The organism is Bradyrhizobium sp. 191, from assembly GCF_023100985.1.
Taxonomy (GTDB): Bacteria; Pseudomonadota; Alphaproteobacteria; order Rhizobiales; family Xanthobacteraceae; genus Bradyrhizobium; species Bradyrhizobium diversitatis.
The window spans coordinates 1,053,601-1,066,270 of sequence record NZ_CP064692.1 but is presented as its reverse complement, the minus strand read 5'-3'; the positions used below and the strand labels follow the sequence as shown (position 1 = coordinate 1,066,270).

12 protein-coding genes are annotated in these 12,670 nt (G+C 61.3%); 9 read left to right on the top strand and 3 right to left on the bottom strand.

Annotation, left to right across the window (positions count from 1 at the left end; all coding sequences use genetic code 11):
- Positions 1-17 precede the first annotated feature (17 nt).
- Both IVB23_RS05145 and IVB23_RS05140 read right to left on the bottom strand, forming a co-directional pair.
- On the bottom strand, positions 18-1,391 hold the full coding sequence (locus tag IVB23_RS05145; RefSeq protein ID WP_247804764.1) for a sodium:proton antiporter: 1,374 nt from the start codon (positions 1,389-1,391) through the stop codon (positions 18-20).
- A gap of 254 nt (positions 1,392-1,645) precedes the next feature.
- Positions 1,646-2,518, bottom strand: coding sequence for an NAD(P)-dependent oxidoreductase (locus IVB23_RS05140; protein WP_061882291.1), 873 nt, complete (start codon positions 2,516-2,518; stop codon positions 1,646-1,648).
- A 184-nt stretch (positions 2,519-2,702) separates the two neighbouring features.
- Between IVB23_RS05140 and IVB23_RS05135 the strand changes: the two genes are divergently transcribed.
- The 5 genes from IVB23_RS05135 (at position 2,703) to IVB23_RS05115 (ending at position 7,544) form a co-directional block, all read left to right on the top strand.
- Positions 2,703-3,140, top strand: coding sequence for a VOC family protein (locus IVB23_RS05135; RefSeq protein ID WP_028179674.1), 438 nt, complete (start codon positions 2,703-2,705; stop codon positions 3,138-3,140).
- A 108-nt stretch (positions 3,141-3,248) separates the two neighbouring features.
- On the top strand, positions 3,249-4,385 hold the full coding sequence (locus IVB23_RS05130) for an Mrp/NBP35 family ATP-binding protein (protein ID WP_061882292.1): 1,137 nt from the start codon (positions 3,249-3,251) through the stop codon (positions 4,383-4,385).
- A 205-nt stretch (positions 4,386-4,590) separates the two neighbouring features.
- Complete coding sequence (locus IVB23_RS05125) at positions 4,591-5,679, top strand: TRAP transporter substrate-binding protein (RefSeq protein ID WP_197969589.1); 1,089 nt, start codon at positions 4,591-4,593, stop codon at positions 5,677-5,679.
- Positions 5,680-5,844: 165 nt separating this feature from the next.
- Positions 5,845-6,933, top strand: a complete 1,089-nt coding sequence (locus IVB23_RS05120; RefSeq protein ID WP_061882294.1) for a TRAP transporter substrate-binding protein — start codon at positions 5,845-5,847, stop codon at positions 6,931-6,933.
- A 260-nt stretch (positions 6,934-7,193) separates the two neighbouring features.
- The gene (locus tag IVB23_RS05115) at positions 7,194-7,544 is read left to right on the top strand and encodes a hypothetical protein (RefSeq protein WP_061882295.1); all 351 of its coding nucleotides are present in this window, start codon (positions 7,194-7,196) and stop codon (positions 7,542-7,544) included.
- Between the two features lie 170 nt (positions 7,545-7,714).
- Here the strand turns inward: IVB23_RS05115 and IVB23_RS05110 are convergent, their stop codons facing one another.
- Positions 7,715-9,268 (bottom strand): winged helix-turn-helix domain-containing tetratricopeptide repeat protein, encoded by a 1,554-nt coding sequence (locus IVB23_RS05110; protein ID WP_247802709.1) that lies wholly within the window; start codon positions 9,266-9,268, stop codon positions 7,715-7,717.
- Between the two features lie 149 nt (positions 9,269-9,417).
- On the opposite strand from IVB23_RS05110, the gene IVB23_RS05105 reads away from it, so the two are divergent.
- From IVB23_RS05105 to IVB23_RS05090, 4 genes are all read left to right on the top strand, one after another.
- Positions 9,418-10,155, top strand: a complete 738-nt coding sequence (locus IVB23_RS05105) for a hypothetical protein (RefSeq protein ID WP_245312181.1) — start codon at positions 9,418-9,420, stop codon at positions 10,153-10,155.
- Between the two features lie 101 nt (positions 10,156-10,256).
- The gene (locus tag IVB23_RS05100) at positions 10,257-10,607 is read left to right on the top strand and encodes a hypothetical protein (RefSeq protein ID WP_061882297.1); all 351 of its coding nucleotides are present in this window, start codon (positions 10,257-10,259) and stop codon (positions 10,605-10,607) included.
- A gap of 172 nt (positions 10,608-10,779) precedes the next feature.
- The gene (locus tag IVB23_RS05095) at positions 10,780-11,592 is read left to right on the top strand and encodes an aminoglycoside phosphotransferase family protein (protein ID WP_061882332.1); all 813 of its coding nucleotides are present in this window, start codon (positions 10,780-10,782) and stop codon (positions 11,590-11,592) included.
- A gap of 342 nt (positions 11,593-11,934) precedes the next feature.
- A complete protein-coding gene (locus IVB23_RS05090; protein WP_061882298.1) occupies positions 11,935-12,321 on the top strand; it encodes a DUF5413 family protein in 387 nt (128 codons plus the stop codon).
- Positions 12,322-12,670 lie beyond the last annotated feature (349 nt).

The following is a 12,670-nucleotide window of genomic DNA, read 5'->3' as shown; positions in this document are numbered from 1 at the left end:
CGGAACCCGCAGCCCCTTCAGCTGAAGAAAACGAGCGTGACCAACGCGAACACAGGCAGCAGCAGGACGGAGGTCCAGGCCATGTACCCGAAGAAGCCCGGCATTGCCACGCCGCCCGCTCGCGCGATCGCGTAAACCATGAAGTTGGGCGCGTTACCGATGTAAGAGTTCGCGCCCATGAACACCGCACCTGCGGAGATCGCGGCCAGGGTCATTGCGCCATTCGTCATCAGATGCTTGGCATCGCCTCCAGCAAGCTCAAAGAAAACCAGATAGGTCGGCGCGTTGTCGAGAAAGGATGAGAGCAAGCCGGTCAACCAGAAATAGGCGGCATTGTTCGGCGTGCCGTCGACGTTGGTGACCATGTTCACGACGGAGGCAAACGCGCCGGATTTGCCGGCGTTGAGGATCGCAAGCACGGGAATGATGGTGATGAAGATGGCGGCGAACAGCTTGGCCACTTCGATCATGGGGCCCCAAGAGAAACCGTTCGCGTCGTGGTCCTCCTTCGGCGTGACGGCAAGAGATGCAAACACGACGCCGATCATTACGGCATCGCGCAGAAGATTCTGCAGCTGGAGGTGCGTGCCGAGAACCTCAAATCCGCCGAGGTCGAGCTTGGCGCTCAAGAGGATCGCAGCAATGATGACTCCCATCAGAGCGAAGTTGAGGCCGCCGCTGATCCGCAAGGGATTGTCCGGAGTTGGGTCCGGTTTGACGCGGCCTTCCTTGCGATAAAGATAAGTATCGATGCAAAAGAACAGGGCGAGCAGAATCCAGGCCACGAACGTGGTCTGGGGGAACAGGTGCGTCGTCGTCCAGAAGAAGTCCACGCCGCGCAGGAACCCCAGGAACAACGGCGGATCTCCCAGCGGGGAGAGCGAGCCGCCGATGTTGGACACCAGAAAGATGAAGAAGATGACGACGTGCGCGTTGTGCCGCCGGTCGTCATTGGCGCGGAGGACCGGCCGGATCATGACCATCGAGGCGCCGGTCGTGCCGATGATGCTCGCAATCAGGGTGCCCAGAGCGAGCAGCAGCGTATTCAGAACCGGGGAGCCGTGAAGATTGCCGCGCACCACGATTCCGCCGGCCACGGTGAACAGAGCGAGGAGCAGCAGAATGAAGGGGATGTATTCGAGCAGCGCGGTATGGACGAGTGCCTGGATGGTTGGAAGCGGGCCATACCAGACGGCAAGCGGCAGGACGATCAGGGCGGCCCACATCGCAGCAATCTTGCCCTGGTGGTGCTCCCAGAAGTGAGGCGCTGCGAGTGGAAATATCGCGATCGACAGCAGCATGCCGGCGAAGGGGAGCGCCCATTGCGGCCGAATGCTCGCCCCGTCGAGCGATGCGGCGAGCGCCTGCGACGGTGATGCAAGCAGGATCAGGAGCGCGACCGGGAGGAGGCGAACCGTGAGGCGGGATACCTGCTGCCAGGCACCACCCGCGGCGATTCCGGGCCGAAGCTTCGGCGCGACGCCGGCGCAGGCAACGACGAGGATGGCGGCGATCACGCTAAGCAAGGCTCCCCCAGAAGTTTATGAATATTTCGGTTCGCGCGTTTTGAACGTCGTCGCGGCCGGGGTCGCGGCGACGTTCGATGTTGCACGGCCCTGGACGTGGACGAGGCCGCCGCAGAGCCTCAGCGTTGCAGGCGTGCGAGCAGGCTCGACGTATCCCAGCGCTTGCCGCCCATCTTCTCGACCTCGGAATAGAACTGGTCGACCAGCGCGGTGACAGGCAGGTTGGCGCCGTTGCGGCGGGCTTCAGCGATCGCGATCGAGAGGTCCTTGCGCATCCATTCGACCGCGAAGCCGAAATCGTACTTGTCCTCGTTCATGGTCTTGTAGCGGTTCTCCATCTGCCAGGATTGCGCGGCCCCTTTCGAGATGGTCTCGATCACTGCGGCGACGTCGAGGCCGCTCTTTTTGGCGAAGTGGATACCCTCGGAGAGACCCTGCACCAGACCGGCGATGCAGATCTGGTTGACCATCTTTGTCAGCTGGCCGGAGCCGGCGGGCCCGAGCAGTTTGCACATCCGCGCATAGGCGCCTGTGATGATCGGCTCGGCGCCGGCATAGGCGTCCTGCGCGCCGCCGCACATCACCGTCAGCACGCCATTCTCGGCGCCGGCCTGGCCGCCGGAGACCGGCGCGTCGACGAATTTGAAGCCGGCCTTGGTGGCGGCCGCGTCCAGCTCACGCGCGACCTCGGCGGAGGCGGTGGTGTGGTCGACGAAGGTCGCGCCCTTCTTGATGCCGGCGAACGCGCCGTCGGGGCCGATCGTGACCGCGCGCAGGTCATTGTCGTTGCCGACGCAGCACATCACGAAATCCTGACCCTCGGCGGCCGCCTTCGGCGTCGGTGCGGTCTTGCCGCCGAACTTGTCCGCCCATTCCTTCGCCTTGGCCGCGGTGCGGTTGTAGACGGTGACCTCATGGCCCCCTTTTTTCACGAGGTGTCCGGCCATGGGGAAGCCCATCACGCCGAGACCGAGGAAAGCGACTTTAGCCATCTGTGGTACCTTGTCCGTAGTTTGGGTTTTACGGTTCTTGCCAGGCGAGGGGCGCCTGGGTTCCGCGATGAGGGCGGATTGGAGGCGCACCATAAACCCTTGAGGCCGGAGGGCAACGGCTTCGTTTGGCGGCCCCCTGTGCTAGGATGGCGGACCCAAGAACTTCAAAAAAGGGAGCGAGAGCATGGGCGGCGTGAGCGTTGGCGTCCTCGATCATTTCAACATCCGGACCCGGAATCTGGCCGAGACCGTCCGCTTCTACGCGGACGTGCTGGGCCTGGAAAAAGGCGCACGGCCGAATTTCGCCTTCCCGGGCGCCTGGATGTACAGCGAGGGTAAACCGGTGGTGCACCTCGTCGACATTTCTGCGACCGCCGAGCCACAAAAGCCTGATTCCGGCGTTGTCCACCACGTCGCCTTCGTCAGTCGCGGCTTTGACGGCATGAAGCAGCGGCTGGCGTCCAAGGGGATGAAGTTCGAGGCCCGCCAGGTGCCCGGCGGCGATCTCTGGCAGATTTTCGTCCACGACCCCAATGGGGTCATGATCGAGCTGAATTACGAGGCCGCCAGCGAGCAGGGGGCTGCGCCCGTGGAAAAGGCTGACGATATCGGCAGGCAGTAGCCTTTTGGGCGTTTCCGCTCTAATGGGGCATCCTAAAGCCTTGAGCATGATCTCATCGGAAGACCGCTCCACATTTATCCGGATCATGCTCCGTTCAGGAGATGCGCTTTGAGCGTGACGCAGCAACAGGTTCTCGACAGTCTCGCCAAGGTCAAGTCGCCCCGCGGGGTCGCGCTCACCCATGCCAATGTGCTGAGCGCGATCAGCGCGTCCGACGGCAAGGTGTTCTTCTCGATCAATGTGGATGCCGCCGAGGCAAGGGCCTGGGAATCCGTCCGGGCCGAAGCGGAGGCCGCGGTGCGCGCTATTCCCGGCGTCACCACCGTCATGGTGGCGCTGACCGCCGAGCGCAAGCCGGGCTCCGCGCCGCCGCCACCCCCGCAGCCGAGCCGCGGCGCGCCCGGCGTGCAGCCGGCCCATGCCCACAAGCCGCCGCAGGGCGGTGGGTCGCCGATGGCGCGGCAATCGGAAATCCCGGGCGTTGCCGCCGTGATTGCGGTCGCCTCCGGCAAGGGCGGCGTCGGCAAGTCGACCACAGCGCTCAACCTGGCGCTGGGCCTGCGCGACCTCGGCCTCAAGGTCGGGCTGCTCGATGCCGACATCTATGGCCCGTCGGTGCCGCGCCTGACAGGCCTGCGCGACAAGCCGGAGCTGAACGGCGAGCGCAAGATGATTCCGCTTCGGCGTTTCGGCCTCGCCATCATGTCGATCGGCTTCCTGGTCGAGGAGGAGACCGCGATGATCTGGCGTGGGCCGATGGTGATGTCGGCGGTGACGCAGATGCTGCGCGACGTCGAATGGGGCAAGCTCGACGTGCTGGTCGTCGACATGCCGCCGGGCACCGGCGATGCCCAGCTCACGCTGGCGCAGAACGTGCCGCTCAAGGGCGCGGTGATCGTCTCGACTCCGCAGGACCTGTCCCTGATCGACGCGCGGCGGGGGCTTGCCATGTTCAAGAAGGTCAACGTGCCCGTCCTCGGCATCGTCGAGAATATGAGCTACTTCCAGTGCCCGCATTGCGGGACCAAGTCGGACATTTTCGGCCATGGCGGGGCGCGGCATGAGGCCGAGAAGCTCGGGGTGCCGTTTCTCGGCGAGATCCCCCTGCACATGGCAATTCGCGCCACCTCGGACGCCGGTAATCCCGTGGTCGACAGCGAGCCGGACGGTCCTCATGCGGCGATCTACCGCGCCATCGCAGGGCAGGTCCGGGACCAGCTCAAGGGCGTCATTGCGGCGGCCTGACCGGCCGCCGCGGCAAGGTCCGGGGACATGCGACTTTCGTAGAGCCCCGTCATGCCATTGTCGCGTTCCGAAACCGGGCTGGCCGTGTTAAAGGCGCACGGCAGTCAAGCCCCTTCGGTTCGACGCGACTATCCACGCGTCGCCGGAATGAGCGGCGGCATAAGAGAAGTTAAGGGGAAACGCCCCAGCAAGGAGAGACCTGAATATGAAGCGTCGTGATTTTCTCAAAGTGTCGGCAGCAGGCGCGGCGGCGACCGCAGTGGCCTCGCCGGCGATCGCACAGTCCTCGCCCGAGGTGAAGTGGCGCCTGACTTCGAGCTTCCCGAAGTCGCTCGACACCATCTACGGCGGCGCCGAGCAGGTGGCGAAGTACGTCGCCGAGATGACTGACAACAAGTTCCAGATCCAGGTGTTCGCCGGCGGCGAAATCGTGCCCGGCCTCCAGGCGCTCGATGCGACCTCCAGCGGCACGGTCGAAATGTGCCACACCGTCTCCTACTACTACGTCGGCAAGGACCCCACCTTTGCGATCTTCGCCTCGGTGCCGTTCGGCCTCAACGCGCGCCAGCAGAATTCCTGGCTCTATCAGGGCGGCGGCAACGAGCTCGCCAACGAGTTCTTCAAGAAGTCGAACGTGATCGGCTTCCCCTGCGGCAACACCGGCGCGCAGATGGGCGGCTGGTTCCGCAAGGAGATCAAGACCGTCGCCGACCTCTCCGGCCTCAAGATGCGCATCGGCGGCATCGCCGGCCAGGTGTTTCAGAAGGTCGGCGTGGTGCCGCAGCAACTCGCCGGCGGCGACATCTATCCGGCGCTGGAGAAGGGCACCATCGACGCGGCCGAGTGGGTCGGCCCCTACGATGACGAGAAGCTCGGCTTCGCCAAGGTTGCCAAGTACTACTACTATCCGGGCTTCTGGGAAGGCGGTCCGACCGTCCATGCCTTCGCCAACCTGGAAAAGTTCAATGCGCTGCCGAAGAGCTACCAGGCGATCCTCACCAACGCGACCGCCCATGCCAACACCTGGATGGCTGCGCGCTACGACATGCAGAACCCGGCCGCGCTGAAGCGCCTGGTCGCCGGCGGCACCCAGCTTCGCCCGTTCACCAACGAAGTGCTGGAAGCCTGCCTCAAGTCCACCAACGAGCTGTGGGCTGAGATCTCGGCCAAGAACGCCGACTTCAAGAAGTCGATCGACGCCATGCAGGCCTACCGCTCCGACGAATATCTCTGGTGGCAGGTCGCCGAATATACCTACGACAGCTTCATGATCCGTTCGCGCACACGCGGCTGATCTGCGGCTTAAGTCGTAAGACGGATGGCCCGGCCTCGCTCGCGAGGCCGGGCTTTTTCTTTGCCGCAGTGCGATCACGATGGCATTCGGCCGCGGCTTGCGCCATGCTGGCGGCAAGCCTCGACAAGAAGGCCCGCAATCACTGGTACATCAGGGCAGGAAATCATGAAGAGAAGAGACTTCATCAAGGTCACAGGACTTGGTGCGGCCGGCGCCGCCACGCTCGCGGCTCCCGCGATCGCGCAGTCGATGCCGGAAATCAAATGGCGCATGCCGACGAGCTGGCCGAAATCGCTCGACACGCTGTTTGGCGGCGCCGAGATGATGTGCAAGATGGTCGCGGAAGCGACCGACAACAAATTCCAGATCCAGATCTTCGCGGCCGGCGAGATCGTGCCGGGCCTCCAGGTGCTCGACGCCGTGCAGAATGGCACCTGCGAAATCGGCCACACGGCGTCCTACTATTATTTCGGCAAGGACCCGACCTTCACCTTCGGCTCGGCCGTGCCGTTCGGTCCCAACATGCGCATCAACCAGGCCTGGTACATGCTGGGCGGCGGCCGCGACGTGCTCAACGAATTCTACAAGAGCTACAACGTCGTCTCGCTGCTCGCGGGCAACACCGGCTGCCAGATGGGTGGCTGGTTCAGGAAAGAGGTCAACACGCCCGACGATCTCAAGGGCATGAAGTTCCGCATCGGCGGCTTCACCGGCCGTGTGCTCCAGAAGCTCGGCGTGGTGCCGCAGCAGCTCGCCGGCGGCGATATCTATCCAGCGCTGGAGAAGGGCACCATCGATGCCGCCGAATGGGTCGGCCCCTATGACGACGAGAAGCTCGGCTTCTACAAGATCGCGCCGCACTACTACTATCCCGGCTGGTGGGAAGGCGGACCGATGCTGATGGCCTTCGTCAACCTCGACAAGTGGAACGCGCTGCCGAAATATTACCAGAGCGTGCTGGAGCAGGCCGGCCATTACGCCAACAACTACATGATGGCACGCTACGACAACGCCAATCCGCTGGCGCTGAAGAAGCTGCTCGCGGGCGGCACCAAGCTGCATGCCTTCTCGCCGTCGATCATGGATGCCTGCTACAAGGCCGCCAAGGAGCTGCACGCCGAAGTCGCTGCGACCAACCCCAATTTCAAGAAGGTGCACGACTCGCTCGCCAAGTTCACGAGCGACGGCTACGCATGGTTCCAGGTCGCCGAGGTCGGCTACGACATCTTCATGGCGCGGCGCTCGCAGAGCTGATCGCGCTATCCGTCGCAGACAGCGCCCCGGAGCGAAGGCTCCGGGGCGTCGTCGTTGCGGCGTTCCGAGGGGCGTCCGGATCAAAACATGAAAAACAACCCCATGCACAGTAGGCGGGTATAGGTTTTTCAATGACTTGGCGGCGCGACGCGAGTTTATGCGGAATTACCGAATTCACTTGATGCGTCGGGCAAAACAGTGGTAGAAGCACATGATCGAATAATCCGAATTGCAGCCGGGTGGCGGGCCCTCGGAATCCGATGAGCTTCGATGCCGATCAAGTTCAAAGCGCATTGCGCAAGGCATGGTCGCTGGCGACGGCCAGCCGATGGACCGCGAGCAATCCCGCGGCCGGCCAATGCAACGTCACTGCGCTGCTCGTTCACGACCTCTTCGGCGGTGACTTGCTGAAGACGCCTCTGCCGGCCGGCGACCATTTCTACAATCGGATCGAGGGCCGGAGGTACGACTTCACGGCGAGCCAGTTCGATCAGCCGATCGGCTACATGGATATAGCTGCAAGTCGCGCCGACGCGGAGTTGGAAGCAACAAGCGACCAACTGGCCGAACTGAGAACAGCCTTTCAAGAGTGCTGTGTCAGGCCAGACTAGGGCGTGTACTCATAAATCAGGTGTTTGGTTTGGGCGCTCCAGATGTCCGCTCACCCCTGAACAACGGTACAAAAGCGGGAGGTCGCCGCAGGTCGCGGATGGGCCAGCTTCGGACTCATGCGCCGCAAAAGAGTGCCGCTCTCGATCACCAACTTGAGGACATTGGAGAGCTACTCGGGTAATCGCGCTTTGCGGAAACCCTCAATCATCAGCTTCGCATTGATTGATAGCCGGCTCCGAGCGATCCACGCTGATATTGTAAATGCCGGGTCTATTTCAAGCATACCAGCTGCCGCCATACGTGATTCCGCTTCTTGTCCGAGATGAGCGAAAGCGGATGCGAGGCAGCGATATGATCCTGGATAGGAAGGATTCTGGCGCAGGGCTTTCTTCCCTGCAACGATGGCCTCGTCAAATCGACGAAGCTCAATTAAGGCAAAGCCCATCCCAGTTAACGTTGTGAATCGTTGCGAATCCAGCGGGCTTATTCGCGCGGCGCACTCGAAGCTCCGGATTGCTTCTTCAGGCAGTCCCGCAATTTTATAGACCCAGCCTCTGCGGTTCCACGAGTAATATGAACTTGGATTGAGTGCGACCGCCCGATCGGCCATCTCAATCTCAGCATCATCATCGCCGACCGTAAGTGAGGAGATCAATGCGGCAGTGGCCACCGTCCCTGCATCATCATAATCGAGGTTCAATGCCAGGTGTATAAGCCGAAGAGCTTCGTTGCGTTCGAATTGCTGGTCGACCGCGTAGCTCCTCAGCGCGTTTTCCATATGACAGTCAGCTGCCAATGCTGCAGCAGCAGCGAACCTGGGGTCGAGCTCTAAAGCGCGCAGCACCAATCGGAGTGCCTCGGCCAAACTTTCGCGGGTCGATCGGACGGCTTGCTGTATTGCCCGGAGATATAGATCGTACGCGGTGAGGTCTTCCGCTCGCCGCCGCGTTGCCCTCGCAATCTCGCTTTGAAACAATTTTGGCTGAATAGCTGCCAAGATGGCGGCTGTGACTGCGTCCTGCAGTGCGAAAACGTCTGACAGATCACGCTCGAACCTATCCGCCCAAATGAGCGCGCCCGTTGCCGCTTCAATCAACTGACCAGTGATGCGAACTTTCCCCGACGCCTTGCGCACCGCCCCCTGAAGGACATAGCGCACGCCAAGCTTGCACCCAACCTCCCTGATCTCGACGGCTTTGCCTTTGAAGGTGAAGCTCGAATTGCGAGCGATCACGAACAACCATTTGAACCGCGAGAGCGCGGTAATGATCTCGTCAACCATCCCGTCCGCGAAGTATTCCTGCTCCGGATCGCCAGACATGTTCTCAAACGGCAGGACGGCGATGGAGGGCTTGTCAGGGAGTGGAAGGGCGCCCTCGGGCGCGTCGGCGGGATTTGAGTGCGCGGCTTCTCGCGCCTCCCACACCTGTCCGACGAATCGAAATCCCTTCCGCGGGAACGTCTTGATCAGGCGCTGCTCAACTCCGGAATCGCCGAGGGCGCAACGGGCGGCATTCAGACGCGTCGTCAGTGCGACATCGGACACGATGCGTCCATTCCAAATAGCTTTAATGAGATCGTCCTTGCTGACAACTCGCTCCCTGTTGCGGATCAGGTAATCAAGCAGATCAAAGACCTGGGGCGCTGCTGGAACGATCTCGCCCCCGCGAAGCAGCTCGCGCCGATCGGTGTGCAACACGTACTCCTCAAAAAGATAGCGCAACTGCCGCCCTCCGCCTTTTCTCGGTCCCTGGAGCATGCCACGCCGCTCCGCAACGCGGAACAGAAGAGAATAAGCCGCCGATAAGGAAAATGTAAGCCGTTCGTAAAGCGCATCGCCCCGAGCTTCGGCTATTTGGGCACGGAGAATCCGTGGCGGAGGCGACGATGAGTGCTACCTGCGACTCCGGCAGATTGCGACAGGTTTTGGCATGGGCAAAACGGAGTGTTCGGCTGCTTGCCTGCAGTGCGCTCGTGGCCGCCTGCACCGACGCTGCTAAAGCTCAATGCTCGGCTCAGAACGTCCTACGCAATCACCTGGCGTTGAAGGAGGCTGCGCCGGTCCCCCGCGCCTCGGCTTTCTTCAGTTCCGCCGCCGACGTGCCTGCGTGGAAGAGGATTACTATCGGGACATTTACGGATTGGGCGGCCCTTCGGGACGCCATGGCTGCACTGCGCTGCGGTGTTGGGAGCTCCGCTGACGAGATCATCGCGCGGCCGGCCTTTACGCTCAACAGCCAAAAAACCGAAATCGAGCTTGTTGCTGTATCCCCAGCTGAACTTGGCTTTGAGGGTAAAGCAGCAGCGCTCGAGAAAATCTATGCGCGCGCGCAACTGCTTGGCCTTCGTCTTGCGCCGGCCGAAGTCGCACCGCAGCTAAGGCTTCAGTACCTCGACCAGCCGATCGGCGAGTTTCTTATCGTGGCCATGGAGCCGATCAAGACATGGGCCGGTGAACCGGTCATCCTAACGGTAGCCAATGGTGGAGCGGGCCTCATTCTGGTCGGTCAGCACGGTGACGGCAAATTGGAAGTGCCGGTAATTTCTCGGTTTGTATTTGTTCGGCCCGGTGCATTCAGCCTTGCTGAACCTGCCGGGCTCGCTCGATAGCTGCGTAAAACCGTTCTTGTCGCGTTTCTGATCTCAGCAAGGCGAGGGAGCGAGACAGCAGAAGGTTGTATGGCGCACTTGCAACATAGTGAGAGGAAGCAATGTTCGCGAAAGTATTTGCAGCGCTGATGCTCTTCCTGATCGCAAGGGCGACACCAGTACTCGCACGTGATGATGGGCGCTACGCCAATTCGCCGTTGAAACCTTGGTTCGAAAGCCTGCAAAGCGAGTTTGGGAAGTGCTGTACGAATGCCGACGGATACATAGTCCTTGACCCGGATTGGGATTCGGATCGCGGGCGTTATCGCGTCCGCATCGAAGGCGAATGGGTCCTGGTTCCCGACGGCGCGGTCGTAACGGAGCCAAACCTCGCCGGACCGGCTATGGTGTGGAAGCACTACATCGATGGCCATCCGCGCGTCCGCTGCTTCCTGCCCGGAAGTATGATCTGAGAACGAAGCGACCAATCACGCGTCGTTTTTTCGCTGACGGGTCACAACCGGACTTGGCGCCATTTGGCGGCCTTTGCAGGCTGAAAAGCAATCATCATGCCGGCGGCCCCGCGACGGGAGAGATCCTGTTGTCTCGGCCCTGGTGTTTCCTTTGCACGGCGGGAAAATGAACATGCAGGGATCGCTGGGGGAAAAGATCGGTGAAGGCGCCTTCTCCGAGGCCTACGTCTGGGCGCCCGGTCAGGTCGTAAAGCTGTTCAAGGCCGGGGTCTCGAATCAGCTCGGCCGGCACGAGCTGCGCATGATCCGCGCCGTGCGCGCGGCCGGCCTCCCGGTGCCGGAGGTGTTCGGCGAGGTCAAATTGGACGGGCGCTTCGGCATCGTGCTGGAGCACCTCGACGGACCGACTCTATGGCATCTCTCGCGGACGGGGGCGGTGACGTTCGAACAGGCGGGCGCGGTCGTCGCGGCTCTTGCCATGTCTGTTCACAAGACGCCACCGCCGGCGGAGATCCTCTCCATGCGTTGCTATATGGAGAACGAGTTGCGACTCGACGAAGGAAAGATTCCGAAGCACATCGCTACCGATGTCCTCGCGCTAATCGATCGCCTGCCGCCCGGTCACGGGCTTTGCCATTGCGACCTCAGCCCCGGCAACGTAATCATGACGGCGGAAGGCGCAAAGCTCGTCGACTGGTCTTTCGCGATGCGCGGGCCAGCCGCCCTCGACCTCGGGTTCTTGCATGTCATCCTGTCCGAGCTTGCCCCGGAAATCGCCGACAATCCGGAGCGTCCGCGCTTGACCGACGGGGCGGCGCAATCCGAATATGCACGGCTGTCCGGCATATCTCTCGCAGGGCTAACGGCGGCAATGGAGCCGTATCTGCCTATTGTCCGCACCTTTGTTGTCCTTGGCAACGTGGTGCCTTCCTTGCGGGAGCTGCTGATCCACCGCATCGAAGCGGGACTGCGCTTGCGAGACTGAACCGACTTGGTCGCGCGCGCGAGCCGAAGCCGTCTGTCGAAGCGAGACGTCAGTGTCCCCTTTGGGTCAGAATCGGCGGTCTGGAGCCTTGCAAGCCACGTCCGGTCTGCATTCGACAGCCGACGCTTGGACGAGCGTCGCCGCTATAAAGCTTCAGGCCATGAGCGGACGTGCGGTCGGTGTTTGTTGCTGGAATGAGAGCGCCTCAGCTCGAGGAAAACGGCGACCTTGTCATGCTTCATTGTCAATGTTCATTGTCTCCTATCCATCGGAGTGGAAAGCCCCTGCAGGATTCTCTCATGACATAGACTGCGAACGCCTGTTGCAGTACTGGCTCAGGGTATGAAGCGCTTCTCCATTTTCTTGATAGTCGGTCCTATCTTGGGATACGTCGTCACGTTGATCATGTCCGATGGATTGAAGGGCATCGGTGTGATCTTCGGTGTTGGGTTCCTCTTCTTTTTGCCATTTGCTTTCATATTCGGCTTGGTCCCCGCGTTTATTGCAGCGCTGGCCGATCTAGTGCTTGAACGCAGCGGCGTCATGTCTGTTCGGCGGTGGTTTACAACGGGTGTGATCGGATACCTCGCAACGTACATTTTGCTTCTTAACAACTATTTTGCAGCGCACCCGCTCTCTTTTAACTACGGGATGGGTCTTACTGGAGCAGTCGCGGCCGTGGCGTGCTCGTGGCTCTCAGAATGGTCAAAGAAAAGCGAAACTGCGTGAACGTCATCGGCAGTGTTCATTATCTCCTATCCGAGTAGAAAGGCCCCGCGGGATTTCGTCGGAGGAGTTAGATTCGATTTCATGATCGAGCGGGGACCGGCCGCCTGATGTACGCGAAGGGTCATCAGCAGTGATGCTCTAACCGATCAGAAGATTTCCGCTCGGCTCTCAAGAGCCGACTCGCTCTTATGAGGACCGCCCTGGCCGAACTGAGAACAGCCTTTCAGGAGCACTTATCAGGCCAGACTAAAGCGCGATGAGATTTGGATGAATCGTCATCGCATGATCTTTCCGGAAAACCGCTGCGCACTTTTCCGGATCATGCTTTAGCGGCAGCCGAGGTTGGTCT